This window comes from Pedobacter folensis, from assembly GCF_056490665.1.
In genome coordinates this window covers 134,608-159,544 of the sequence record NZ_JBWJIF010000001.1, presented here as the reverse complement: position 1 = coordinate 159,544, position 24,937 = coordinate 134,608, and the positions used below count along the sequence as shown (strand labels likewise).

The 24,937-nt window shown below is 42.9% G+C and carries 32 protein-coding genes; 14 read left to right on the top strand and 18 right to left on the bottom strand.

The window, feature by feature from the left end; genetic code table 11:
* The first annotated feature begins 204 nt into the window (after positions 1-204).
* Together AC04QZ_RS00590 and AC04QZ_RS00585 are read left to right on the top strand one after the other, a co-directional pair.
* Positions 205-1,857 (top strand): sensor histidine kinase, encoded by a 1,653-nt coding sequence (locus AC04QZ_RS00590; RefSeq protein WP_478356129.1) that lies wholly within the window; start codon positions 205-207, stop codon positions 1,855-1,857.
* Positions 1,854-2,912: a response regulator gene (locus tag AC04QZ_RS00585; RefSeq protein WP_478356128.1), complete on the top strand. Its 1,059-nt coding sequence runs from the start codon at positions 1,854-1,856 to the stop codon at positions 2,910-2,912. Before AC04QZ_RS00590 ends, AC04QZ_RS00585 begins: the two co-directional genes overlap by 4 nt.
* 196 nt (positions 2,913-3,108) lie before the next feature.
* Here the strand turns inward: AC04QZ_RS00585 and AC04QZ_RS00580 are convergent, their stop codons facing one another.
* From AC04QZ_RS00580 to AC04QZ_RS00565, 4 genes are all read right to left on the bottom strand, one after another.
* A complete protein-coding gene (locus AC04QZ_RS00580) occupies positions 3,109-3,537 on the bottom strand; it encodes an Hsp20/alpha crystallin family protein (protein WP_478356127.1) in 429 nt (142 codons plus the stop codon).
* Positions 3,538-3,658: 121 nt separating this feature from the next.
* A complete protein-coding gene (locus AC04QZ_RS00575) occupies positions 3,659-4,327 on the bottom strand; it encodes a BON domain-containing protein (protein WP_478356126.1) in 669 nt (222 codons plus the stop codon).
* A gap of 147 nt (positions 4,328-4,474) precedes the next feature.
* Positions 4,475-4,993: a sigma-70 family RNA polymerase sigma factor gene (locus tag AC04QZ_RS00570; protein ID WP_478356125.1), complete on the bottom strand. Its 519-nt coding sequence runs from the start codon at positions 4,991-4,993 to the stop codon at positions 4,475-4,477.
* Positions 4,994-5,139: 146 nt separating this feature from the next.
* Entirely contained in the window at positions 5,140-5,547 is a 408-nt protein-coding gene (locus AC04QZ_RS00565; RefSeq protein ID WP_478356124.1) for an Hsp20/alpha crystallin family protein, read from the bottom strand.
* A 373-nt stretch (positions 5,548-5,920) separates the two neighbouring features.
* On the opposite strand from AC04QZ_RS00565, the gene AC04QZ_RS00560 reads away from it, so the two are divergent.
* The gene (locus tag AC04QZ_RS00560; protein WP_478356123.1) at positions 5,921-6,757 is read left to right on the top strand and encodes a universal stress protein; all 837 of its coding nucleotides are present in this window, start codon (positions 5,921-5,923) and stop codon (positions 6,755-6,757) included.
* Between the two features lie 62 nt (positions 6,758-6,819).
* Positions 6,820-7,272: a pyridoxamine 5'-phosphate oxidase family protein gene (locus AC04QZ_RS00555; RefSeq protein ID WP_478356122.1), complete on the top strand. Its 453-nt coding sequence runs from the start codon at positions 6,820-6,822 to the stop codon at positions 7,270-7,272.
* Between the two features lie 68 nt (positions 7,273-7,340).
* Here AC04QZ_RS00555 and AC04QZ_RS00550 read toward each other — a convergent pair whose 3' ends face one another.
* From AC04QZ_RS00550 to AC04QZ_RS00540, 3 genes are all read right to left on the bottom strand, one after another.
* Complete coding sequence (locus AC04QZ_RS00550; RefSeq protein ID WP_478356121.1) at positions 7,341-7,907, bottom strand: hypothetical protein; 567 nt, start codon at positions 7,905-7,907, stop codon at positions 7,341-7,343.
* A gap of 57 nt (positions 7,908-7,964) precedes the next feature.
* A complete protein-coding gene (locus AC04QZ_RS00545) occupies positions 7,965-8,804 on the bottom strand; it encodes a universal stress protein (protein WP_478356120.1) in 840 nt (279 codons plus the stop codon).
* Positions 8,805-8,971: 167 nt separating this feature from the next.
* Positions 8,972-9,250, bottom strand: coding sequence for a hypothetical protein (locus AC04QZ_RS00540; protein ID WP_478356119.1), 279 nt, complete (start codon positions 9,248-9,250; stop codon positions 8,972-8,974).
* A gap of 314 nt (positions 9,251-9,564) precedes the next feature.
* Here AC04QZ_RS00540 and AC04QZ_RS00535 point away from each other — a divergent pair, with 314 nt between their 5' ends.
* The 3 genes from AC04QZ_RS00535 to AC04QZ_RS00525 all read left to right on the top strand — a co-directional run bounded on the left by AC04QZ_RS00535 (position 9,565) and on the right by AC04QZ_RS00525 (position 11,182).
* Positions 9,565-9,993, top strand: coding sequence for a hypothetical protein (locus AC04QZ_RS00535; RefSeq protein WP_478356118.1), 429 nt, complete (start codon positions 9,565-9,567; stop codon positions 9,991-9,993).
* Between the two features lie 153 nt (positions 9,994-10,146).
* Positions 10,147-10,518, top strand: a complete 372-nt coding sequence (locus tag AC04QZ_RS00530) for a response regulator transcription factor (protein ID WP_478356117.1) — start codon at positions 10,147-10,149, stop codon at positions 10,516-10,518.
* A gap of 160 nt (positions 10,519-10,678) precedes the next feature.
* A complete protein-coding gene (locus AC04QZ_RS00525) occupies positions 10,679-11,182 on the top strand; it encodes an RNA polymerase sigma factor (RefSeq protein WP_478356116.1) in 504 nt (167 codons plus the stop codon).
* A gap of 210 nt (positions 11,183-11,392) precedes the next feature.
* Here AC04QZ_RS00525 and AC04QZ_RS00520 read toward each other — a convergent pair whose 3' ends face one another.
* Entirely contained in the window at positions 11,393-11,941 is a 549-nt protein-coding gene (locus AC04QZ_RS00520; RefSeq protein ID WP_478356115.1) for a DUF4142 domain-containing protein, read from the bottom strand.
* A 145-nt stretch (positions 11,942-12,086) separates the two neighbouring features.
* Entirely contained in the window at positions 12,087-13,205 is a 1,119-nt protein-coding gene (locus AC04QZ_RS00515) for a zinc-dependent alcohol dehydrogenase (RefSeq protein WP_478356114.1), read from the bottom strand.
* A gap of 267 nt (positions 13,206-13,472) precedes the next feature.
* On the opposite strand from AC04QZ_RS00515, the gene AC04QZ_RS00510 reads away from it, so the two are divergent.
* On the top strand, positions 13,473-13,769 hold the full coding sequence (locus AC04QZ_RS00510; RefSeq protein WP_478356113.1) for a hypothetical protein: 297 nt from the start codon (positions 13,473-13,475) through the stop codon (positions 13,767-13,769).
* A gap of 184 nt (positions 13,770-13,953) precedes the next feature.
* Here AC04QZ_RS00510 and AC04QZ_RS00505 read toward each other — a convergent pair whose 3' ends face one another.
* Genes AC04QZ_RS00505 through AC04QZ_RS00495 form a run of 3 tightly spaced genes read right to left on the bottom strand, consistent with a single transcriptional unit; the run spans position 13,954 to position 16,307 of the window.
* The gene (locus AC04QZ_RS00505; RefSeq protein ID WP_478356112.1) at positions 13,954-14,634 is read right to left on the bottom strand and encodes an SOS response-associated peptidase; all 681 of its coding nucleotides are present in this window, start codon (positions 14,632-14,634) and stop codon (positions 13,954-13,956) included.
* Positions 14,635-14,650: 16 nt separating this feature from the next.
* On the bottom strand, positions 14,651-15,895 hold the full coding sequence (locus AC04QZ_RS00500) for a Y-family DNA polymerase (protein ID WP_478356111.1): 1,245 nt from the start codon (positions 15,893-15,895) through the stop codon (positions 14,651-14,653).
* Positions 15,879-16,307: a S24 family peptidase gene (locus tag AC04QZ_RS00495; protein WP_478356110.1), complete on the bottom strand. Its 429-nt coding sequence runs from the start codon at positions 16,305-16,307 to the stop codon at positions 15,879-15,881. The genes AC04QZ_RS00500 and AC04QZ_RS00495 overlap by 17 nt, the downstream gene beginning before the upstream one ends.
* Positions 16,308-16,535: 228 nt before the next feature.
* On the opposite strand from AC04QZ_RS00495, the gene AC04QZ_RS00490 reads away from it, so the two are divergent.
* Positions 16,536-17,114, top strand: coding sequence for a GNAT family N-acetyltransferase (locus tag AC04QZ_RS00490; RefSeq protein ID WP_478356109.1), 579 nt, complete (start codon positions 16,536-16,538; stop codon positions 17,112-17,114).
* 57 nt (positions 17,115-17,171) lie between these two features.
* Here the strand turns inward: AC04QZ_RS00490 and AC04QZ_RS00485 are convergent, their stop codons facing one another.
* On the bottom strand, positions 17,172-17,624 hold the full coding sequence (locus AC04QZ_RS00485; protein WP_478356108.1) for a hypothetical protein: 453 nt from the start codon (positions 17,622-17,624) through the stop codon (positions 17,172-17,174).
* 365 nt (positions 17,625-17,989) lie between these two features.
* On the opposite strand from AC04QZ_RS00485, the gene AC04QZ_RS00480 reads away from it, so the two are divergent.
* Positions 17,990-19,117 carry a Gfo/Idh/MocA family protein gene (locus AC04QZ_RS00480; protein ID WP_478356107.1) on the top strand — a complete coding sequence of 376 codons (1,128 nt, stop codon included), beginning with the start codon at positions 17,990-17,992 and terminating at the stop codon, positions 19,115-19,117.
* Between the two features lie 165 nt (positions 19,118-19,282).
* Positions 19,283-19,699: a hypothetical protein gene (locus AC04QZ_RS00475; RefSeq protein WP_478356106.1), complete on the top strand. Its 417-nt coding sequence runs from the start codon at positions 19,283-19,285 to the stop codon at positions 19,697-19,699.
* Here the strand turns inward: AC04QZ_RS00475 and AC04QZ_RS00470 are convergent.
* Positions 19,692-20,453 (bottom strand): DUF72 domain-containing protein, encoded by a 762-nt coding sequence (locus AC04QZ_RS00470; RefSeq protein WP_478356105.1) that lies wholly within the window; start codon positions 20,451-20,453, stop codon positions 19,692-19,694. The two genes, AC04QZ_RS00475 and AC04QZ_RS00470, sit on opposite strands and share 8 nt — an antisense overlap.
* A 503-nt stretch (positions 20,454-20,956) precedes the next feature.
* Between AC04QZ_RS00470 and AC04QZ_RS00465 the strand changes: the two genes are divergently transcribed.
* Positions 20,957-21,397, top strand: coding sequence for an Hsp20/alpha crystallin family protein (locus AC04QZ_RS00465; RefSeq protein WP_478356104.1), 441 nt, complete (start codon positions 20,957-20,959; stop codon positions 21,395-21,397).
* Positions 21,398-21,482: 85 nt separating this feature from the next.
* Positions 21,483-21,797 carry a hypothetical protein gene (locus tag AC04QZ_RS00460; RefSeq protein ID WP_478356103.1) on the top strand — a complete coding sequence of 105 codons (315 nt, stop codon included), beginning with the start codon at positions 21,483-21,485 and terminating at the stop codon, positions 21,795-21,797.
* 232 nt (positions 21,798-22,029) lie between these two features.
* Here AC04QZ_RS00460 and AC04QZ_RS00455 read toward each other — a convergent pair whose 3' ends face one another.
* The 3 genes from AC04QZ_RS00455 to AC04QZ_RS00445 all read right to left on the bottom strand — a co-directional run bounded on the left by AC04QZ_RS00455 (position 22,030) and on the right by AC04QZ_RS00445 (position 23,825).
* Positions 22,030-22,458 (bottom strand): hypothetical protein, encoded by a 429-nt coding sequence (locus AC04QZ_RS00455; RefSeq protein WP_478356102.1) that lies wholly within the window; start codon positions 22,456-22,458, stop codon positions 22,030-22,032.
* A 228-nt stretch (positions 22,459-22,686) separates the two neighbouring features.
* Positions 22,687-23,034: a nuclear transport factor 2 family protein gene (locus tag AC04QZ_RS00450; RefSeq protein ID WP_478356101.1), complete on the bottom strand. Its 348-nt coding sequence runs from the start codon at positions 23,032-23,034 to the stop codon at positions 22,687-22,689.
* Entirely contained in the window at positions 23,031-23,825 is a 795-nt protein-coding gene (locus AC04QZ_RS00445; protein ID WP_478356100.1) for an SDR family oxidoreductase, read from the bottom strand. The genes AC04QZ_RS00450 and AC04QZ_RS00445 overlap by 4 nt, the downstream gene beginning before the upstream one ends.
* 191 nt (positions 23,826-24,016) lie before the next feature.
* On the opposite strand from AC04QZ_RS00445, the gene AC04QZ_RS00440 reads away from it, so the two are divergent.
* Positions 24,017-24,373: a winged helix-turn-helix transcriptional regulator gene (locus AC04QZ_RS00440; RefSeq protein ID WP_478356099.1), complete on the top strand. Its 357-nt coding sequence runs from the start codon at positions 24,017-24,019 to the stop codon at positions 24,371-24,373.
* Positions 24,374-24,507: 134 nt separating this feature from the next.
* Here the strand turns inward: AC04QZ_RS00440 and AC04QZ_RS00435 are convergent, their stop codons facing one another.
* Positions 24,508-24,816: a hypothetical protein gene (locus tag AC04QZ_RS00435; RefSeq protein ID WP_478356098.1), complete on the bottom strand. Its 309-nt coding sequence runs from the start codon at positions 24,814-24,816 to the stop codon at positions 24,508-24,510.
* Positions 24,817-24,937 lie beyond the last annotated feature (121 nt).

Below are 24,937 nucleotides of genomic sequence, written 5' to 3'. Positions count from 1 at the left end.
CAATATGACGATCATCATTGGCCCGAATGATCCCGGTCATTAATAAGTGTAAAAAAAAGAAACAATTTTAGCTATCAGTAGCTATCTGCATATCATCAGTTGAATAAAAACTGTGTATGAGCGGACGATTTACACCTCACAGGAATCCCGGTGATTAATTTTTGTATATTTATGAAGTAGGCTAATATGTCTTTCAACCAAAAGATGAACAAAACTACGGGAATTGGTTTCGACCCCTTATTTGACAATGCCTCTATGGGTATTATTGTTGCCAATGACAGCGGGCGTATCGTGATTACCAATCCATTTTTAGAAAAACAGTTCGGCTATGGTCCGCAGGAGCTTAGCGGCAAGGCGATTGAAGATCTTATTCCGACCAGGTTTACAGACAGGCACCAACATCATGTTGAGGGCTATATCAAGCAGCCCAGGTCACGGCCTATGGGACAGGGGCTTGATCTTTTCGGACTTAGAAAAGATGGAACGGAATTTCCCGTCGAGGTTAGCCTGAGCAGCTACCAGACAGATCAGGGAAAATTTGTCATCGGGTTTATAAGTGATATCTCAGCAAGAAAAAAAGCGGAGCTGGAACTTAAACTCTTAAACGAACAGCTGGAGGCCAAAGTGTTAAGCAGGACGCGCTCACTGACAAGCACGGTAAAGCAGTTAGCAGAGCTGATCACCGAAACCGAGCTGAAGGATGTGGAGCTCAACAGGGCAAACACTTTTTTGAGGAGTATCTGGGGCCACGCAGAGGTAATCCTATATGTTACCGATTCAGCTGGAATGATAAAAATGTTCAATCCGGCTGCCGAGAGGGAGCTGGGATATGTTGCCGAAGAAATCATCGATAAACTTAGTCCCTCAGTCTTTCATTCTGTCCAAACACTTCAGCAAAGTGCGGACGAACTTACAAAATCACTTAAGTTAACAGTTGCTGCCGACTTTGAGGCACTAAAAATAAAAACTGACCTGGGATTGGCCAATGAACGTGAAATTGAATACCTTAGAAAAGATGGAAGCCGTTTTCCGGCCTCACTTACCATTACAGCGATGCATGCCGCAACCGGGGATATCGAGGGTTATCTAGGCATTGCGATGAACATTTCCAAGCGGAAAGAAGCTGAAGAAGAAATTCTCCAGAGCCTGAAAAAGGAAAGGGAGATGAGTGAGTTCAAGTCCAGGTTTGTCTCAATGGCCTCCCATGAATTCCGGACCCCTTTGAGTACTATACTCTCTTCTGCCTATCTGATATCAAAATATACCACTGAAAATCAGCAGCAAAAGCGGGAAAGCCACGTTAACCGCATAGCCTCCACGGTACAGTCTTTGACGGATATATTAAACGACTTTCTATCCCTAGAGAAAATTGAGGAAAACAAGGCAGAACCGCATTACAGTAGTTTTGAGCTAGCTGATTATATTAAAACCGTGATTACTGAAATTGAGACCCTGAAAAAGAAAGGCCATCTCATCCGGTTTTCTCATCAGGGAGAGACTCGTGTGTATTTAGATCAGGTCATGCTCAAGCACATCATCATCAATCTTCTTTCCAATGCCATCAAGTTCTCCCCTGAAGACAGCTACATTGATATATGCAGTTCAGTTGACCAAAACCAGATAACCATTAAAATTAGTGACAAGGGATTGGGCATCCCTGAGCGGGATATGCATCATCTCTTTGAAAGGTTTTTTCGCGGAAGCAATGCCAACAATATCCAGGGGACGGGCCTGGGACTGCATATTGTCTCAAGATATGTTGATTTAATGGGCGGAAAAATTTCCTGTAAAAGTGAACTGGGATCGGGAACGGAATTTACTATAGAATTTGTAAAAACAAAACAGACCGAATTATGAAGAGGATTTTAGTTATCGAGGATAATCAGGACATCAGGGAGAACCTTTCAGAGATCCTTGAGCTGGCCAACTATAAAGTCGACCAGGCTGAAAACGGAAAGCAGGGTGTAGAAATCGCGCTTCAGCGAAGACCCGATCTAATACTTTGCGATATCATGATGCCCATTCTGGATGGCTATGGCGTACTGCTCATGCTTCAAAAAAACCAGGCAACTGCGAACATCCCTTTTATTTTCCTTACAGCAAAGTCTGAACGTATTGAGGTGAGAAAAGGCATGGAAATGGGTGCAGATGATTATATCATAAAGCCTTTCGACGGAACCGATGTAATCAATGCCATAGACGGGCGGTTGCGTAGGGCGGCGTCTCTAAGGGAAGAGATGGCCACAGGGATAAACGGCATGGACAGACTTCTCACCCTTAACGGCGGGAAAGACCATCTTGATCTGCTCAAAGAAAACCGCAGCCAGAACCAGTACAAGAAAAAACAGATTATTTATACTGAAGGAAACCTTCCTTCCAAGTTATTTTATCTGACCAAAGGAAAGGTCAAGACCTACAAACGGAACCAGGATGGGAAGGAGCTTATCATAGGGCTTTACAACCAAGGCGATTTTTTTGGCTATCTGCCTTTGCTTGAAGGGAGGAATTACCGCGAATCTGCCGAGGCTTTAGAAGATACCGAGCTTGCGGTGATTCCCCGTGCGGAGTTTGAGCAACTGATGGGCAGTAACCCCCAGGTGATGAAAAAATTCATTTCCGTTCTTGCAAAAAACCTGATTGAACGTGAGGAACATCTACTGGCCACTGCATATAACTCCCTGCGCAAAAAGGTTGCAGATACACTCATCACCCTTTACGAAAAATACAATCCTCAACAGCAGCAAACCTTCGAAATTGACCTGACAAGGGAGAATCTGGCTGCTATCGCAGGTGTGGCCAAGGAGTCGATGATCAGAATGCTTGGTGAGTTCAAGGATGAACGACTCATTAGCATTACCGATAGTGTCATCCATATTGAACAGATCGATAAACTAAGACATATGCACAACTGATCTTTAGCCAGGCATGATGCAGCAATAAAGATACCTTAAACACCTCTTTTGCCTATTTGCCCGTTATTTATTCGCAGTGAAAAAAAATCTTTACAAAGCTAACAGACAATTCCCGGAATAAGCAGCTACCGGAAGACCGGAAGCTGCGCTGATTGTTTATTTTGGGTATCTGGAAATCATAGCTGTATTATAACCATCATTCAATGGCTATCTGCCTTTTATCCTGAAGCTTTTTACCACCTGACGTGAGTTCAAGTACCAACAGGCCATCCTTGTAACTGGCCTTTACCTCTTCCAGCAGTATATCTGCGGGCAGATTAAATGTTCTCTTGAAGGAGGACATAGAGAATTCTTTGCGTGTATAGTTATCTTCATCTTTTACCTTTTCCGATTCTTTTTCCGCGCTGATCATCAACAACTCACCCTGGGTTTCGATCTTGAAATCCTTTTTATCAAATCCGGGTGCTGCCAGCTCCAAACGGAAACCTGTTTTGGTGTTGCTGATATTGACTGCCGGAACGCTCCACCCTGCGCCCAAAGCCCCGGTAAACATATGTGGATTCAAAAATTCATCCATTAAAGATTGTACAACTGGATATAGTGTTGATTTTGTTAATGTTGTCATGACGATATGTTTTATTTTTTTGTTAAAACCCGCCGGCTGATTGCCAGCAGGGATAAAAATTGTTGATAGCGGAAAACTTACCTGTCATCCGCTCTGAGTTACCGGAATAAGCGGCACGAAGTCAGAAGGCAAATTCCGGCTCCACCACTTTTAAGTGGCTCTCCACGCGCATTACCCCGGGGGCAGACCATGCGGCATGTTCTGCCTGGTCTTTTTCGGCAAAGGAGTTTACAGTACCGGTGAGTACCACTTTATCACCCTGAATGGAAATCTTAAGGTTTGCCGCATCCAAAATGGCATTTCTGGTAAAGGCAGAAGAAATCTGACGACTGATCTCCGAGGAGGTAACCCTGGGTTTCAAAGTGATCAGATTGATTACTGATTTTACGCCCAGTAAATGTTCAATAGCCGTACGGGCACTGTTTTTCTGAAACTCCCAGTCCACTTGTCCCTCCAGTCGCACCACACCGTCTTCCACTTTGATCTTGATTTTTTCCTGTTGCACTGCAGTATGCCATTTTAGTGCATTTACCACTGCTGAGGCGATCTCAGCATCTGTTTTACGATAAATCGGAGCCAAACCGACCTGAATATCTTCGGCTATTGCCTTCACACCAGAAATCCTTTTTGCTGCATGCTCAGCAGCAAGCTTTTTGGAATAGCTATCTACCTCCCCCGATAATGTGACGATGCCGTCTTTCACGGAAACACCAATTTCGGCTGCATTTAATAAAGGTTCCCATTTGAGCTCATCGAGAACATCTTTTTGAATCTGATTGTCTGTTTTCATAACTTTTAAAATAAAGTGTACTGTTTAATTTGAATATCCAAAGAGAGCGATTATACGCTAAGCCTTCAAGAACCCTGCTCAGTAAAGCCGATGATATTCATTAGCGGGATGGAAGGATAGGTAACCAAAATCCGTGGGTCTACAAATTCAAAGGGCAGTGAAGGAAAATTTCTTTTCAAGGATCAGACGTGCAGTTCTGACCCTGGTCTTTACTGTTCCGATGGGCTGGGTAGTTGCCAGGGAAATCTCACGGTATTTATAGCCTGCATTGTACATGGTTATCGCCTGTCTGAGCGGATAAGGAAGACTGTTGATCACCCGATGGAGGTCATCGGAGATAAATTTCGAGAAGACAGTGCTTACCGAACAGCTGTTTCTGGAAGCTATTTCAATCTGCGTATGGTGTTCCATCACTCTGGAAGTTCTGTTGACCCTGTTAATAAAGGTGTTTCTCATGATGGTATACAGCCATTTGCGGATATCTGTGCCTATACAGAACTTCTTATAGAATCGCAATGCCTTGAGCAGGGTATCCTGAACTAAATCCTCCATTTCATCTTGCTCACTGACAAAGTGCCTGGCCATACTTTTTAGGGCCTTGACTTCTGCCAGCAGCAGTTCTTCAAAGGATTTACGTTCGGTAAAAGAATCTATCGGCTTTTCCATGTTTTACATTTTGATGCCAAAATCCAAAATCCGGTACACTTATACGATGATTTCCCTCATGTGCTTTAATGATGCGAATGAGGGAAACATAAGCCAGGGGTCAAGGGACTATCCTATCGTAACCCCGGCTTAAAATTATTGCCTGTTCAGGAAATCTTCACATGCTTTTTCACTGAAGACAGTTTGCCGGTCTTTCTGAGTGTCAAAGAGAGAATACCATCCCTGTATTTGGCGCTTATATGTTCGGGAGAAACATTTTCAGGAAGGCTGAACGCCCCGCAGAAAGAAGAGCGTGAGAATTCTCTTCTCAGATAATTTTCCTCATCGCCTGCTTCGTGTTCGGCAAGGATATTGAGTACCCCGTTCTCAACATTCACAGAGAAATCTTTTTTTCGAAACCCTGGTGCGAGCACCTCGACTTTAAATTTGGTATCCCTTTCTATAACATTTACGGCCTTCTTTGGCTCAGCAGGCTCATCAAAGAATTCAGGATCCCAAAAATCCTGTACCATAGAGCCTATCTCTTTTTTGTTTAAATTTTCTGTGACTGACATAGCTTTTTTTATATAAAGTTACCCTCCCTGAAACCGGGTTTAATTGATACCCGTCATTATCTGCTATGAGTTTGCTCATCGGCCGCGATGCTACCTGCAGATTTTCCGGCAAGGGCAACTAAAGGATGTCCATTCTATAATCCGATGAAAAACCCGCTATCGCATATACTGCAAAATATCATCTCTTTTAAGGCTTTGGAGTTAAAACCAAGATTGGCCATGTGATGATTTTTGCGCATATCCCTTCAGATCAGGATCATTGAGGGAAGTGATATAAATCATCAAAGTATAGGGATAAACTTCTGAAATTGATGTTGATCCGGGGCACTTTAAAAGGGAGAAAGAAGCTGCCGTTAAAAACCAGAAAAAAAAGATGAAAAAAATTATGGTAACCACTGATTTATCTGACAATTCAAAGTCAGCTGTGCGTATGGCACTGCGGTTGGCCAAACTTAAAGGCTGTGCCTTAAGTGTGGTACAGGTAAATCATATCCCCAAACCTTTTAGCTGGACGCAGGAGGCTTACGGCAGGTTTTTAAAAAAGAGCATGGATAAGCTCACCGGAGAACTCGGCGCCTTTGTTTCTGCAATCTGCCGTTCCATCGATCTGGAACCTTTCAGGTTCAAATCTGTGGTACTTAATTCAGCGGAGGTAGTTGACGCCCTAAGTGATTATGCACGGACAGAGAAGTTCGAGTATATCCTGATTGCTACCCGGGGAGCGGGCACGGTAAAAAAACTTTTCGGCACCCACACCAGCAGACTATTGGCCAGTTCCAAAATCCCGGTGATCGTAGTGCCCAGCAGATACCGCCACAGGAAAATAAAAAACCTCATCTATGCAACCGACCTTCAGGATATTGAGCGCGAGCTGCCGGATCTGGTTGATTTTGCATCTCCCCTAGGTGCAGAAATCCAGATGCTGTATATGAAACTACCGTTTGAAGGGATGAGCAGCCCTGCGGAACTTGAGTTGAGGGTGAGAGAAAAATATAGTTATCCAATAACATTCATCCAGGTTAACCGCAACATAGAAAGGTCGGTAATAGAAGATATCCATCAGACCATAAACAAAGGGCATAGCTCCATTCTTGCGCTTTTCTCCCATCACGAGCGCTCCGGATTTGACAAACTCCTGTTTCCCTCCAATGCCGGACAGTATTCATTCTATGCAAGGATGCCTTTATTGGTTTTTGCCAAGCATGAATAATTGTAGCTGTACACTGAAAGCCTTATTGAGAAGATGTTATTTACCCAGAAAGTCAAAACACGATGTTAGGAGAACTAAACGACGAGCAGATCGAAAACCTTTTGAGCAGTCAGGTTACCGGCAGGATTGCATGCAGTAATGACGGCGTTCCGTATATTGTCCCGATAAACTATTATTACGATGGAGAGAAAATCATTGCCCATAGTGTAGAGGGGAAAAAGATTTCCATCATGCGCAAAAATCCTGTGGTATGCTTTCAGGTTGACCAGATCACAAACATTTTCAATTGGCAGAGTGTGATTGCATGGGGACGTTTTGAGGAGATTTCCGACATGGAGGAAAAGGGTAATTGCATGGAAGCATTGAAAGCGCGTATCCGCCCTTTTTCAGCGCCCGGCCCTGATCACACTTCGCATGGGCTCACTGGAAGAGCGGAAGACCTGGGTTTGCATCTGCAGCTCATTTTCTATAAAATTGTTCTTGTCATGAAAAGCGGCCGCTTTGAGAACAGCTAATTGAGCAATTTTCAGATCAAGATATCCCTATAACCACCAAAGGCAATCTGATCAATACCTGATATAAATTAATAGGCAAGGCCGAATGACAGCTTTATCCCAAAAAAACTATGTGAAGTCCCATCAACAATAAAGGCAGCGTTTCTATGAAATACCAGCCCTACTTCTGCAACATTCCCTCCTGGAATAGCTATACGGTAACCCAGTTCATTAGAGAAGACCAGTACCGCCGTTCTGTCAAAAGAGGTAAGCGTTTTATTAAGTACAAGGGAGGCCCCTAAGTCAGTCTGTAAATAGATCTGTTCAACAGGCAAAAATTTTAAGCCCACCTTCAGCGGCAGGATCTTTGGATTTTTTAAGGTTGAAGATGCTTTGTTTTCCCGGATAAGCTCCTGGTAGGCTGCATTTACGGTCAAAAAGACAACCCTTTGCTTAACTGGAAAATCAATCTGGATAGCGCCCCCTAAAAGAAGTTTATACTCCCCTATCATATTGCCTAAAGGCAATGCCAAATGGGCCCCTAAGTGAATGTATCCAGGGTTTTGCCTGCTACTGTCCTGCTGCGCTCTGGCGGCAGAGGGTGGTGATAGGGCAAGAATCAAAATTAAAAAGAATGAGTATCCGGAGTTTTTCATCTCTAAAGGTTCTTATTGTGTAGCAGATCTTCCGAATCATCGGAGCATCCTCTCCCTTTATCGGTTGTGCGCAACCAGCAGCGAACATTTGCATTGGGCAATCAGGCCATCTGCTATACTGGGTATAAACCAACGGGATGTACTTCCCCTGCCATATGCGCCCGCCACAGTCAGCGTCCCCGGACCAAGTCCCTGCACGTAATCAATGACTGACTGCTTCTCCGGCCCGGATATGCAGGTATAAATTGCACCCGGGCGATGACATTCTACCAGGGCTTTTATTTTTTCAAAATCCGGAATTTCCGCCTTCGGATCTGAACTTGTGACATATAGGAGTTCTGTAGATGTATCCTGCCCTGCGGCGAAAAGTGAAAAAAACAATTTGATGGCATATACCGATCCGGGTTTGCCGTCGTAGAGAAGTACAACGCGACTGGGATTTTCAGTGCGATCATCAAGGAGCAGTACGGGACATCTGGAATCTGAAAGCAATTGTCTGGTAAAGGTTGAAGGCAGCTGTGTCCCTATGGTGCTGAACCTTTCGCTCTTAGCGATGAGGATCATATCGGCAAAAGTACTTTCCTTTAGCACCTCGTCAATAGTAATACCCTCGGGGTGGCTAATGGAATAACTTATCTTTGCCTTTTTACATCCATCGGCAAACAGCTTTCGTGACCTGGCCCTTTTTTCGCTCTCCTTCATAACTGCATGCCTGATTTTCACTGCGGAAATGCCGTTCTTCCCAAGCAATTCAGCAAAGTCATACTCGTGATAAAGAAAAGATTCCGGAAAAATACCCACCAGGTGCGCGTCCGATTTCTTACAATATCCGATAGCGAAGTCCATGGTTGATCCTGCAAAGTCCAAACCATCAAAAACAGCAGCAATTCTTTTCATACCTCTTATATTTTTGATTAAAGATAGACTCCGCAAGAATGAAAAGTAATGACCGCTGTCATGCCCGGCAATGATAATTAGGATAAAAAACGGAAGATTATTAGCCTTCTTTTGGCACAGGCCATTTACGAGGCCCACAATAAAAAAACTACTTTTTAACCGGTCATTTACTGCTTAAAGAAAATATCACCTTTTTGAAAGTTTTCCGGGAATATCAACAGCGGCATTTTTTGTTCAGAGATGGCGGCCTTTAAAGTGTTCTTTTTAAAAATGGAAACAAATACCGGTCTATGGTGTTCAAAAAGGGCGATCCAGCCCGCTTTTGGAATTTTGCTCCATTGCTCCAACAGTCCAAATACATTACCGCCCGTTAAATAGAAAACAGAGATAGCTGCAGCCAGCAAGGTCATTGTTATTAAAATCGGTTGCGAATATAACTTTCTCATTTACTTTTATACTCCCCCGTCTGGGGTATGAATCAACACCGGAATGCTTGAATCTTGAATAAATGCACGCACATCATTCCCAAGGAGCACATGCGAAAACACCCCTGACTGCCCTGCCCCCATGATCACAAGAGCATTATCTTTGCCGATGGTGTATTCTTTTACCTGGGTTAGACTTAGCAATAAAGAAGCTATTCAGTATCAACAGACACACAATTTCAAGTCTTCAATGACGCATTAACCGAAATACACGGATTGGTAATCAGATCTGCACTTTTTATCGTATAAGAAAAACATTTAAATCATAAATCCTGATGATGCAAATCATTCTTCCATTCCAAATCCGTTTCGATATTGTCAACATGAAACAGATCAGCATTAAGCATATTTCCAATGTCCACAGTGATGCACTACGGGCACTTGCATTATATAGTGAAGAATTAAACATTTTCCAGGAACGCCTTGAAGAAATCGGATCTGCAAATACAGGTCTAGAAGTCTCTATTCAGGTAGAGCATTTTCAGAACCTGATTATTATCCATAAGGAACAGATCAGCGGGATCAGAAGTTTACTCAACGACAATCTGCATGCCATTTCAGGCAAGGTCAGTGCAAATTCAGGTTTCTTAGATGAATCACTGATATCGGAAAATTACCGTTTGAATGAACAGTTTCTGAATGAGGAAAGCCTTTTCAGGGAAATGAAAATTGAATTTTATCAATTTGCAGCCAAATGGATGTAATGCACTTAAACAGGCTAAACCCAAAACTTATAGGATTTTCACCGGGCTCTGCCAGACTAGAAATGAATACGGATTACCGCAGAATAAATACCTAAAATTATTTCCGCTGTTTTTTTTGCAATAATCCCGCTAACTTAGGATACAAGACCAGAAATGAACATGTTTAAAATCCTGATCATCGAAGATGACCTCAGCAATGCCGACGTTATCCAGCAGATGCTTGAATCGGAAGATTTTGAGGTGGAGAGCATCAACAAACCCGCTCTTATTGATCAGTCTATAAAACGCTTTTCTCCCGACCTGATCGTAATGGACATTTTACTTGCTACTGGCGACGGAAGGCTATTTTGTAATTCCATCAAAGAAAACCCACACACAAGTCACATTCCCATATTACTCATCACCGCTATGCTTGAATCAGAAATCCCGCGCATTCCATGCTTGCCGGACGCCATCATGCTCAAACCCTTCGACTATCTGAAGCTGATCAAAACAGTAAAAACGCTGCTATACACTTCAGGATAACATTCTTAAGAAAAGCTTAAAGAGCATAATCCCCTTTAGCAGCTACAGAAAAACAATGCTTTCTCGCCAGATTAAACAAAGAAATCATTTTAAAATTAGCATCAGCTAAAACTATTCTAAAAATAAACAGTTATCTATAAACCTATAAAACCAAATATCTATGAAGACCACAACATTCAGCAACATGGTTACCGCCCATACCGATCAACTCTACGCCCACGCCATGAATTTCACAAGGGACACAGAAGATGCCAACGACCTTGTTCAGGATACATTGATCAAGGCTTTAAGGTTTAAAGAGGGATTTGAGCAGGGATCCAATTTTAAAGGATGGCTATTTGTGATCATGCGGAATACCTTCATCAACGATTACCGTAAAAAAGCAAAGAAAAATTCAATCATTACCATCGAGGAAGAACTCAGTAGCGCACAACTTGCGGGCAACGCGTCACGTAACGGAGCTGAACATAAGTTCGCCATGCAGGATATTAACAATGCGCTCCACCGCCTACCCGAAGCATACCGTTTGCCATTTGTGAGATATGTTGAAGGTTATAAATACCACGAAATTGCCGATGAACTGGGAATACCACTGGGAACAGTAAAAACACATATCCACCAGGCGAGGCTTGAACTTAAAAAAACGCTAAAAATTTATCGGTAAGAATCAAGTTCAAACGATGTATTTATCTCTGCATTCAAACCACTGATCCGGTGCCACAGCACCTGCCTTTTTATTAATAAAATAATTTATATGCTTTAATATGCCATCTGGACCACTTACTGTCGTTCAACAGACCGGGAAAATTAACTTTTGGCGAATAGCTTACCCGCTAAAATCATAGCGGGACATGAAGACACTGGATATATTAATCTATCTAAGCAATTGTATCCCTGCAAGGTTTTCGGTCAGCGTGGGCATCTTTTGTTCTGCCCAGTCCCTTAACCTGGGGTCTTTGGCGCCTGTTGGGGAAATGGCCCTTACATGAATCGAGATGAGTTGCTGATCCGATTCAATGGTCATCCTCACCAGTTCCTTCTTAAAATTATCCCCTGCCAATTTTTTCAATCTGATCAGTCTTTCCAGATTTTCATCACCGATGGCCGTGGATGAATCTTCGGCTAATACCCCGACAAGCGAATTCAGCTCAGACATATATTTTTTTGACTGTTCTGTCCTTTGTTTTGCTATTTCAGGAAAACGCACATCACTGGTAATTTTGGAAAGCTCCTCATTTAAAAGCTGCTGGTACTTCTGTTCAGAAACCGCCATTGCATAGAAGGCTTCAGCGCTGAACGCGTATTCCCCAGCATCCTCCTTATGGCAGGATGTACAAAGCAACCAGCAGCAGAAAAATGCCTGCATTATGCCCCTGTAGTTGAACGAGAAAAGGTTGGTTTGAAATGAATATTGAGTATCCATAGTGGTCTGTTTTATCCGCAAAAGCCTTTTATCTTCTGACTAAAAATACGTTGCTAAGAAACCGGAAAAGGGCAGGCAAAGGCGAAGTTTAACTAAGAGGATATAAAATTTAACCTGGCTTGTTGCCAGGCTAAATTCCATTAAATTAAGGCTTTAAAACGACCTTAACGCAGTCCTCTTCTTTATTATCAAAAATCTTATAGCCGTGTGCAGCATCTTCGAGCGGAAGTGTGTGGGTAATGATGTCATCAAGCACCACTTTCCCCTCGTTCACCAGTCCGATAAGCTTATCAATATAATTCAGTACTGGTGCCTGTCCCTGTTTAATGGTAATTCCCTTATCAAAAATCCTGAAAAGCGGGAAATTGTCATAAGGAGAACCATAGACGCCCATAATTGATACTGTTCCCATCCTGCGGACAGCCTCAAAACACATTTCCAGCACTTTAATCGATCCTTTTTCAAAATGTACCGTCGCTTTCACCTTATCGAAAAAATTACGTTCCGGTTCAAAGCCAACGGCATCTACGCAGAGGTCAGCTCCCCGGCCACCAGTCATTTCCCTTATGGCCTCTATTACGTCGACTTTATGTGGATTGAGGATATCGACATTATTTACTGCCTTAGCTTTTTCCAACCTGTAATCCAGGGGATCAATGGCAATTACCCTGCTGGCACCATTTATCCATGCAGCCTTTTGGGCCATCAGACCAACAGGTCCTGATCCAAAAATGGCAACCACCTCTCCTCCCTTAAGCTGAGCCCAATCAATGGCCGACCAACCTGTAGGAAAAATGTCCGTTAGGAACAATGCCTGCTCATCACTAAGATGCTCTGGAACAATCCGCGGACTGATGTCGGCATAAGGAACGCGGACATATTGTGCCTGTCCACCTGAATAGCCGCCATACAGATCAGTATATCCAAATAGCGCGGCACCTTTCTGGCTCATCATATCGCCATTGGGACCGTAGTTTTTAAAATTCGAATTCTCGCAAGCCGGAGATGCCTCATGGGTACAGAAAAAACACTTACCGCATGAGATAGGAAACGGAACTACGACGCGGTCTCCACGCTTAAGATTGGTGATCGAAGCGCCTACTTCTTCTACTATCCCCATAAATTCATGTCCCATAATCAATGGGTCTTTCTGTGGTACTGCGCCGCTCAGGATATGAAGGTCCGACCCGCAGATCGCAGTTGAGGTGACTTTCAAAATTACATCCCGGGGATCCAGAATTTTCGGATCAGGTACATTGTCCACCCGGATATCTCCAGGTTTGTGAAATACTGCTGCTTTCATAGTCTTGATTTTAGATACGCTTTATTGTTAAGCCTTGATAACCACCTTCGGCCTTAAAGAAGCAACAATAAAAAATCAGCTATAGTTTAGTCAATTTCACATTTTAAAGAAATAGGGCTGTTCGCCATAACGGCCTTTAATTTAATTCCTGATAGTTGACGAGCTGAAAAAATAATCCGAACCAAAGCCGCAATTATTTGTTTTTAGGTTATATTTTAAAGTATCAACATGGAACAACGACCAAAGAACATAACCAAAGAAGATTTACAGGCGCTAAAGCAAAAGTTCGAAGATGGGATAATAGAATCTGTGTGGAGTGAAAATGGAGAATTAACGTATATCATCAAAGATGGACTGGATCTAAATGAATACGCACTGGCCGCGAAACAGATACTGGAAAGCGAAGGCGATATTGCACACGATTTCACCGGCAAAGTCACCAATGAATCAAAATCTGCGTCTGCGAAATTTGAATATCGATCGGGCTGGTTTCTGGATGGGCTGGCAGATGGTGAAATAGAGTAGCGATAACCGCTTCAATTCATAACACCTGCTCCATCCCTACACGTAAATGCAGCAGGTGCTGGTCTTAGAGGAACGGCGCGGAGTTCAAACATCCAACACCGTTCCTGCGATAATATCTAATGAGAAGATCATCAGCGATCACAGCCATGATCAAGGCCCGATATTGCCGGTATGTTAGCCATGGTTAATCAAAAAGTGTCAGGTCAGGCCCAGATCGCCTATTGTTATCTTCATCCTTATTTCTTGCATTATTGATTTTGGGATCAACCTGCCATCCCCTTAAAAGCTCATTACTTACCGGGTGCAACGCCTTTAGACGCTCCGCTACCGGAAGTTCCCGGTCAAGCCACATTGCGCTTTCCGCTTGTGATAGGATACAGGGCATACGGTCATGGATTTTGGCTATAAATTCATTTGCAGGTTGCATAATCATCGTGCAGGATGGAATAACAATGCCTGTCTTAGGATCTTTCCAGCTGTCCCAATAGCCCGCCAGCAATAATACCTCACGGTCTTCACGTTCAAAGAAATAGGGCTGTTTAACCTTACTATTGCGGTCCCATTCATAAAAGCCTTCCACCACAAACACGCAATGCCTCCTGCCAATCAGCGTACGGTAACTTGGAAGGGCAAACATGGTCTCAATCCGGCAGTAAGTCGTACTGAATTTAGGTACCTCTTTCGAATCAGCTGGAATAAGTCCCCATTTTACGTAATGCAGTTTTCCTGGCCTGGCATCCAGTATCACCGGCATATCTGTCCCAGGGGGACGATTGGTATCTTTTTCTTTCGATTCACCACCCAGGATTACCCCGGCTTTTGCAGCCATTGTCATGCTCTCCCCAATCAGTGTCCTTCCACACATATCTTTCCTTTCTTTTTTATTTCACTTTTATAATGTCAGTCCAGCGCGTAGTATACCCTTTTGAAAGGTACTCATGCTTTAAACGCCACTTTTTCTCATATCCTTCAGTGGCCATGCGTATGGTCCCGCGGCCGTAGGCAAGGTTCAGCCTGTCAAGCACCGCCGATACCGAGTCTTTCTTTCCACCATCATGATCTGAAAACATATTCAGCTGGAGCTCGCTTTCGGGAACCAAGCCAGTAGCAATTACCCCGGCCTTTCTGTATTTATTGCCATACTGGAAGAGTTTTTTTGCTACAGTGACCGCAATTTTGACCAGATCTGAAGTATTATTACTAGCCACCAGCAATTTATGGGTGTGCACCGGAAAATGCTGGGGATGATCTTCCCTATTCTTATTGGTATAGAGAAAAACCTGCAGATATAGACAGCGGAGCTTATGGGCCCGCAGCTTTTCAGCCAGGCGTGAGGCATACAGCGTGACCGCCTCGGCAAGGACATCCGGCTGCTCAATATAGTTCCTGAAAGAGCGGCTGACAGTAATTCCTTTTTTGGCTTCTCTGACCTCCTCTAAAGGAATGGCTGGCTTCCCCCAGAGTTCATTCCACATCCGTTGCCCCATTACAGTCATGTGCTGCTTGAACCACATCTCGGGCATATCCCGCAGCTGGGCTACCGTTTTTATTTTTAGCTCCTCGAATTTCTTATAATATTGTCTCCCTACTCCCCAAAGTTCATGCACCGGAAAATCCATCACTGCATGGTTTATCTTCTCCTCACTGTCCAAAACCATAACGCCATTGTTCTTTTTGGCCAGTTTATTGGCCAGTTTGGCCAGTGTTTTAGTTGGCGCCACCCCAATCGATACCGGGATCCCTGTATTGTGGATAACAGATTTCCTGATTTCGGGCGCATAGCGTTCCAGGTCAGCCACCCCGCCAAGCCAGCCAAAAGCCTCATCTATGCTATAGACATCCAGGCGTGGAAACCACCTGCCAAGATGGTTCATCACCCGCTCACTCATATCGCCGTACAAAACATAATTGCTTGAGAATACCTGGATATCAAACTTTTTGATCAGGTCCCTGACCAAAAACTCAGGATCGCCCATTTTGATGCCACATTGTTTAGCCTCTTCACTCCGGGCAATCACGCATCCATCATTATTGCTTAGCACAACAACTGGTTTACCGTTAAGTTCGGGGCGGAAAAGCCTTTCGGCCGAAGCGTAAAAGTTATTACAGTCACAAAGCGCAAACATGATTGTACCTCCCTACCCTTAATGTTTTTGGTAATACATTCCTGCAGATTGCCGAAACAACGCCCCAGATTTGCAGCAGCCCTATTTCTGTTTCCTTAACTGAATCCAGGCCGTTAATGAGCATAGGGACATTTTCTTCGATCAGGTATAAGCGGCATGAAAAGTTTCCACTAATGAAAGCAACCACAACAGCACCCTCAAGGGCTTTAAGGGACTTATCGATCACCAATATATCTCCATCATTTATCCCATAGGCAGACATTGCATTACCCTGCATCTGAAAGTAAAAGGTAGAATGCGGATCAACGACTAACTTTTCTGTAATATCCAACCTGCCTTCCAGATAGTCTGCCGCCGGAGACTGGAATCCCGAAATTTTCTGCTCTGCTCTTTTCTCAAACGACCTGATCATAAACCCATTGCCTTAATGCACTACAAAATTATACTAAAATTTTTAGCATTTAAAATCAGGAGCTTATTTAAAACACAACCGGCAGGAATATTAAGCAGATTGCCTTTACTTATCCCTACCACTGTAGATCATTGGTTGGCCTAAGCTTAGCAAGACATATCGAAAAGCGTAGCGGGGGAATCCAAATACTTGCAGCTCATCCATAAATTACTATTTTTGGCGCTGTCTATGTTGTCACCAATAAGTTTTGAAAATGAGCACCTTATTATCCATCCATTCCGGCCCGAGGAAATGGACAGGCTAGCTGAGCTGTCAAATGATGTTTTCGAAATCCTTTCTGATGAGCTCACGCTAAAGTTTATCCCTAAGAAACGGCTTGAAAGTATTCCCCAGGCTGAAGGTTTTTTAAAATCCAGGTTGCTAAGCCACTACAGCGGAAAGAATTTCTTTCATTTCATTACCAGTAAATCTGCAAAAAAGGTCATCGGCATCATTGAACTCATCAGCCCGGATTTAGCAATGGAACATTATCAACTTAAAGCCTATCCCTATTTTATAGAATTTTACCTTTCTTCCTCGGCTACGGGTTGTTATATCATGACTGAGCTATTGCCCGTGGTTATAGAATGTCTTTCTGATCAGGGAATCAGTCATATCGGTGCGGTTGTCCACAGAAAAAACACAGCCGCAACAAAAGTGCTTATAAATGCAAAATTTACCTATCAAGGCCAATTTGATATATTTCAGGACTTTTATGAAATAAACCCTTCCGCTATGCAGCTCGCCCCGCAAGGTAATCAAGCTTAATGGCTGGCTTTGCCAGCGGATATCAATCTCATTTGCACCGGTTAAAATTACTATAGTTTAAATAACTGGATCAGCCTTTTTTGTCCTGGACAGTATAAACGCAGTAACTAATGCCCCTGCTAAATAATACCCGATGGTGAGCAGCTTTACTTTTGTATTCCGCGCTACAGGGCGCTCATCAAGTCCCATTGGTGCCGGCAAAGCGATCGCGCCCAATCCTGCAGCAAGTCCGGAAAGAATGGCTTTAGGCCAGACATATTTATTGCCCCCAGTGCCGATCAAGCTGTAATATAAAGCATTTCCAGCTATATCCCCTGCCAGTGTGGCCTGATAAAGTTTGTCAGGATCTTCAATACCCGAGCCAAGCCAGCCCAATCCTTTATTAAGTGCTTCTTCACCCAGCAAATCAATCCTGGGCATATTATCATCACGACCTTTCAAACCCTCATGCAGGACATTGAGCACTACAGCTCCACCTAGCCCTGCCAATAAACTTTTTAATTTTTCCATCCTTAACTTGTTTTAATCCAAAGCCTATCCTAAATCCTGCCCGTTCCTCTTCATGGTTAGTTCAATTAGCCCATTTTGCAATCGAGTAGCGATTAAATAACATTATCTATTAAAGAAAGATTTAAATAAAGTGGATATTTTCAAAAGTGGCTACAAAACTATCCCGCAGCGTTCAAAATTTTCACCGGCTAAAACAAAATAGGTAGAAAGCATCGATAATGATATAGCAGTGGATACAAAGCAATAGCCAATTCCCTCCCTGTGTTGCAAGGCAAACCCTGTTTGGATTATCCCCCGCTAACAGAAAACGGCAAACCTTATCCAAACTTAATGGTTGTAATAAAACGACAAATATACCAACACTCATGGATAAAGCAAAAAATGCAGATAAACCAGTTAAGCTTGAAAAATGGAAATCCAGTGCAGATAAATCAACTCCTCCACCCCCTGCCCCAATACCTGAAAACCAGCGGATAGGATATGCCGTGGTTGGCCTTGGCCACCTCGCACTTGAAGAAGTCCTTCCTGCCTTATCAGGCTGTAAGTTTAGCCGTCTTGCCGCGCTGGTCAGTGGCGATCATAAAAAGATGGAAAAGGTGGCGCTGCAATATGGTGTAAGCCCGGCTGCCTGCTATAGCTATGAGCGTTTCGATGAAATAAAAAACAATCCGGATGTTTCGGTAATCTATATCATCCTGCCTAATAGTATGCATATGGAGTTTACAGTCCGCGGCGCCCGGGCGGGAAAACATATCCTTTGTGAAAAACCGATGGCTAATTCATCGGCCGAGTGCCGCAAGATGATAGCAGCCTGTAATAAAGCAAAGGTAAAACTGATGATCGCCTACAGAATGCAGTTCCAGCCCCATACCCTAAAATTAAAAGAAATGGTCAGTAAGGAACGCTTTGGCCGGGTGAGGTATGTTGAAACAGTAAATGGGCAGAGCAGTGCTAACCCGGACCACTGGAGGCATAAAGCCAAACTGGCCGGTGGAGGTGCGCTGCCGGATATAGGAATCTACTGTTTAAACACCACACGGTTTATCCTTGGAAAGGAACCAATAGAAGTATTTGCCTATCAATATTCCACCCCAAAGGATCCCCTATTCAAAGACACAGAGGAGCTAATCTCCTGGCAGATGAAATTTGATGAAGGATTGATCGCAAGCTGCATGGCACATTACAAAATAAGGGAGGTAAAAACCATGCGTATACATGCCGAAAGGGGCTGGATGTTTATGGACAGGGCCTTTGCCTACAAAGGCCAACAACTGAAAACCTCAAGGGCCGAAGGCGAAGAGGAAATAGAGGAAACCATTAGTGTGCCTGAGCCAAACCAGTTCGGAGCGGAAATGGACCATTTCTCGGAGTGTATTTTGACCAAACAAGATCCCAAAACCCCAGCTGAAGAAGGCCTACGTGATCATGTCATTATGGAAGCGATCTATAAATCCGCTAAAACAGGAAAACCAGTGAAAATAATAAAAACATAAAAAGTCAGGATAGATCAATAGCCGGGTTTTATTTCCAGTCGATTCGCCCAGACGGCATCCAAAACATATAAAATACCGCCTTAAGCGTGCAAATAATCGTGAATATATCATCCTCAAACATCTTTCTGCAATCAACTGTTATTACTGGTAGAATATCTTAATCTGATGAGCAGTAAAAGAATCCGGGAAGCGAAATATTTTGAATTGGGCAGACAGGCAGAAAAAGATGGCCAGCTAAAAGAGGCTGTTAAGCAATACCTGCTTTTGCTAAAGGGCAACCCCGCCCACATCGAAGCGAATAATCGTCTGATCATGACTTATCGAAAACTGCACGAATATTCAAAAGAAATTTCATTGATTGAAAATGCAAGCAACGCCCTCCAGCAGGAAATTGAAACCCGGCAACAACATTATATTGACGAAAACCCTGAAAAAGCCAGAGACACAAGGGAACTTGCAGTGAGCCTTGGACTACTCGGCAAAAAAGGACTTCCAATCGTTGAAAATGAGATCATCAAGAGATGGCAAAAAAGATTGCCAGTAGTACAAAAAAAGCTTGAGCGGATTAAAAAAACTAAATAAGATCACTAACAAATCTTCTTAGGGTTTTAAGATTTCCATAAGCATCCCCCATCGTGTTATTAAAATAAACAAAGACGTCCTTTTTTTCTAATAGCCATTCAACAATATAACTGGCATATTCCGCCAGCACATCTTCGCTATAACTGCCCCTATAGTTGCCTCCAGGTCCATGAAACCTCAGATAACGGAAGCTACAATCGGAGTCATCCAGTGGACTCGCAGCAGATCTCTTATCGTGAGTGACAATGCCAAGGCCATTTTCCGCCAATAACTCCATCACCTCTTCCACATAAAGTGAAGCATGCCTGAATTCAAATGCAATCTTCCATTGATTTTCCGGATCACACTCACGGAGACTAAACATCAATCTGGAAAGTTGGGCGAAATCCCCTATCCTTATACTCGGTGGAAACTGGACAAGGACACATCCCTTCTTATCCTGGGCATTGGCGATTACTTCCATAAAGCGGATGATATCCAAAGGATCAAATGCCAATTTTGGTGAATGGGTAATGCCCTTGAAAAGTTTAAAGGTAAATCGGAAATCACCTGGAACCTCTTCACGCCACTTTTTCACGGTGGACGCCATCGGGATTTTATAAAAAGAGCTGTTGATTTCGATGCTGTTCATCAGCGAGCCGTAATAGCATAGTCTTGATCGCTCCCTGAATTCCTCAGGATAGTGCAATTTATTGGGTACCGGTAATAGCAGTCCACTGGTACCCGAATAATAACCTTCTGTTTTTTTGTCCATTGCTTATTAGCAAAACACCAAGAAACACTAAATTGTTGGGTAAATAGTTTTCAGCTTATTTTATGAACAATAGGCAAAATTTGTATCTGGAAACCACCTACTGCTTTTACTTTAGTTTAAAAGTTCCACCCTATAGAATTCCGGATGTTGTTATCCCACTTTATTGGGCCAGATCGATATGTTAATCTTCCATCACTCAGAACGCATTGTCTATTTCCAACGACTGGTGCACCCCAAAGCATAAAAACACCACCTTGCTACCTTAGCACAACTTCCATAAATCATTGATGATGTTCAAAAACTGAAAAAATTTCAGCACCAGCACTGAAAAAATTTCAGAAAAAAAGAAAATATTTCAGCAAAAATGCTTCAACATCCCAGCGGAGAGCCTTGGCACAGCACTTGATAACCACACATTGTAACCTTTCAAAAAGAAGGTTAAAGCGATAACTTAATTGATTTATAGTCCATTTATTATTAAAACATTAAAAGGAAAAAACACTATGACATTGGTTAAATTCAATCCAGAAAAAAAGAACAGTTCATTATTGCCAGGCTTTAATGATATTTTCGAATCTGTACTAGGCGACACCTTTTTTACCGATCGCCGTTTAAGCAGCGTGCCAGCTGTCAACATTTCAGAGTCAAATGAATCCTACCACATCGAACTTGCAGCCCCGGGTTTAAAGAAAGAAGATTTTAAGGTATCCGTAGACAGGGACATACTAACGATTTCCACTGAACAGCTCTCTGGAAACAATAACGAAGGCAGAACTTATAACAGAAGGGAATATAGCTACTCGGCATTTACCAGATCATTCACCCTTCCGGAAAGCGCGGAAGTTGAGCGTATCCAGGCCAGTTATACAGATGGCATACTCAAACTCCACCTTCCTAAAAAGGAGGAAGCCAAAGCCGTCTCCAGACAGATCGAAATACAATAGTCCTAAAAGTACCGCTAAACGCGGCACTTTTTATTATCTATATGTCATTACGAGTCATTACGAACTAATTTCTAAATAAAGCATTATGGATACCCGATTTACCCTCAACCTTAGCCTTGCAGGTCCATCCGGAAAAATCGTTTATGGTAAATTTTCACTTGGAAGCGACAGAAAGGTAGCAAATGAAATTTTTTCAATCTTAAAAGGAAGCCCCGAAGATATTCCTGGATATGCTTTAAAAATAGAATTCATGGAAGAAATTTTGGGATTGCCTGTTCCCATAGGTATAATCAACTGCTGCCTGGTTGAACTCAAGGAAAACATTGCTATTATTTCCAGGGAGATTTTCCGAATTGCCCATCTGGAAAATGGAAATATCGATCCATTATCATTGGCCTGATAAAAAAGAGGCAACCACCAGATGTTAAAAAGGCAAATATCAATAACGATATATCAAAAAATAATAGTACCTCAGGAAAGAGTACACTGCATCAGCCATTTCAGAAAGCAGAATTTTTAACTGATGATCAATTATCTCTGATGATAAAAATATTTTTTTTCGACATAGCCAAAGGATGATGCAGGCCGTAAGTAAAAAATGCCTACCAGCTTTCGCTGATAGGCATACAGTTTTACTTATTTTGAAGGGTTACAACGGGACTAAAAGTTTTATTTCCAATATCATCTACATGTACGACCCTTACGTATAGGGTTTCGCGGTTGTTCAGCTGCTCTAAGTTTTCTTGTTTTTTACAGCCCGAGATCGCTGCTAAAAGCGCGATGCCCGGTAGCAAGATGATCATGCTGAATTGATGTTTGTTTTTGATGACGGCAAGTCCTAACAATACCATAATACCCCCCATTATTAATGACAATCCCATCTGCAGCGGGGTATTGCGGGAGATTTCATTTTTTCTGCTAGAATAGGCAATTTTATTATTATTTGTGCCGTTTACACGCTTAGCAGCGATAGAATCTATTGTGTAAAAGTTTACCTGGTCTTTGGATCCTTCAACTAAAAAGTAACCATTGTCTATTTTGCGGCTCGTGGTCCAGTCCACCGCTAAGAGAGTCAAATCCCATCCAATACCGCAACGCGTGAGCCTCTATTCTGGCCTGAACCTAACAAATCAAAAGCAGTAATTTACAAAGAAAAGCCTGATACTTACCAGTGCGTACAGTCTGGCCCGGAACAGACCCTCACTTTGCAAGCGAAAAAAGTTGTCAGCCTAAATGGGGAATGGACGTACAATTTTGCCGAAATAGCCAGTCCTGGCAGCCATTGCTGCTTAGCCAGTTACGTTTACTGACTGTATTAAACCATCAGAAATTTCTAAGTGATAGTTTAATACAATCGGGCTTCCCTCAAAGTTTCCCTCAACCTGCACTTTAAGTATGGCTTTTGAACCATTTTCCTGAAAGTCGAGCGGCTCCATTGTAGCGCTATATTTTTCGTTGGCATCTGCAATCCACTCTTCTATCTCTTTCTTTCCCTTATGTGTTTTGCCATCATCATGGACAACTGCAGTTTGGGAAAAACAATTTGCGTAAGCGACACTATCGAAATTGTTTTGTGTCCTTACTAGTTCAGATAGGATCTTTGGTAATTTCGTCTTTTTATATTTTAAGGTGATCAAATAGTGGGTACAGTTCCACCGTCGATTATATAATTTGTCCCGGTAAGATAGCTTGCTCTTGGTGAAACCAAAAAGCCAACCAATTCCGCAACTTCCGAAGGCTCTGCGGGTCTTCCATATGGAATTCCTCCCAAGGCGTCCATCACGCCCTGTTGAGCCTGTTCAACAGAAATTTTTGAGTTTCTGGCAATTTCACCCAGCCAGGCCACAGATGCTGAGGTATTTATCCATCCCGGTGACACAGCCAGTACACGTACGCCCTTTGGTGTAACCTCATTTGATAAACTTTTGCTGTAGTTAAGCAACGCTGCTTTTGAAGCTGCATATGGCAAAGTAGAATCGTAGAGTGGTAATTTGCCCTGGATTGAGGCGATATGAATGATAACGCCGTCTTTACGATCAATCATCTGTGGTAAAAACCCCCTGTCCAAACGAACCGGAGCAAGTAAGTTTGCCTGTAATGTTGATTCCCAATCCCTATCATTTAGTGCATTAAATCCACCAGCAGGGGTTGTCGATGAACCCAGGTTGTTAACTAATATATCCAGCCTTCCATAAGCCGAAAGCACCTGGCTTACCAATTGGTTTGAACCTTCCGCCGTACTTAAATCTGCAGCAATGAAATGTAGTTTGCTGTTTTCTGTTTCCGCCTGATTTCTTGCAGAAATAATGACCGTTGCGCCAGCCCCTAAAAGTCTCTCCGCTATAGCTTTGCCGGCACCTTTTGTACCTCCAGTTACCAGGGCAATCCTGCCCGATAACTCATTGTTGTAATTAAAAGTTTGTTCCATTTGAACCTCCGGTTTTCAAGGCATTTTCGCCTGTTAAATAATTGTTAAAGTTGGATATCTGTTTCATCATCTTTTATTTTGGTACAAATCTAGAAAGTATGCAACCTTTTGACAATGAGGGAAAATCGAATTGCATAGGGATAATTTTATCCCCTATTGTGCAATTTGGAACATTGGATTAGCTTTGCTGAATGTACGAGAGAAAAATACCTTTGAACCTGAATTGCGGACTTGACCTTATTGGCGAAGTTCTTTATGGAAAATGGAAAGTTCGTTTGTTATGGTTTATAAATGAGGGGCATAAACGTCCCAGCGAATTGCAACGTAAAATACAGGATGCCTCAAGAAGGGTTTTGAATATGCAGTTAAAGGAACTCGAACAGCACGAATTGATTACAAAAGTTATCTATGCAGTGGTTCCTCCAAAAGTCGAATATAGCCTTAGTGATTTTGGAAAAACGCTAATTCCCATAATTGCTGCACTGGGTCAGTGGGGCGATGATAATGAAACAAGATTACGATCTGTTATATTAAAAGAAAATGGCTAAGCTAGCCAATACAAATTGGATCATATGTCACCAAAAGCTTCCACGACTGTAGCCAATGGCTAGCTTTTTCTACAGCATGGATTCAGGATGGCTGCAAGGCTACCCTGCGCTCACCTGTAATCCAGGCTGATTGCTTATCTGTCCAACACCTCGATCGGAACGGTCCTCCAAAGCATATATCCCAGCCTGCCGCAGGTTTCGGCCACAAAATACTCGATATCTGCCGGAACATCATTTACAATCCGGTAGCGGATTTTGTACTTACTGTTGTAGCTGATATAAATGACCAGGTCTTCGCAGGAGAACCCGCGTCCATAAAGTGCCTTGAGGTGGCTGTCCCTTAATTCCCTCGCCGCCCTTTCCAGACGGTCGTTCATCACCCTGGCCAGGTTCTTTGCAGGCACGAAATCAGTTTCTAGTATCGCTAATACGGTTACCGTCATCCCGCAAATATATCAGCCTCCCTGACTTCTGCAAGCCTGCTCGTCCAATACACTGAAAATGAGTGTAAATAATTTTAGGCGGCTGTAAAACCTGTGGCTATATCATCTTTCTTCCCTGTAA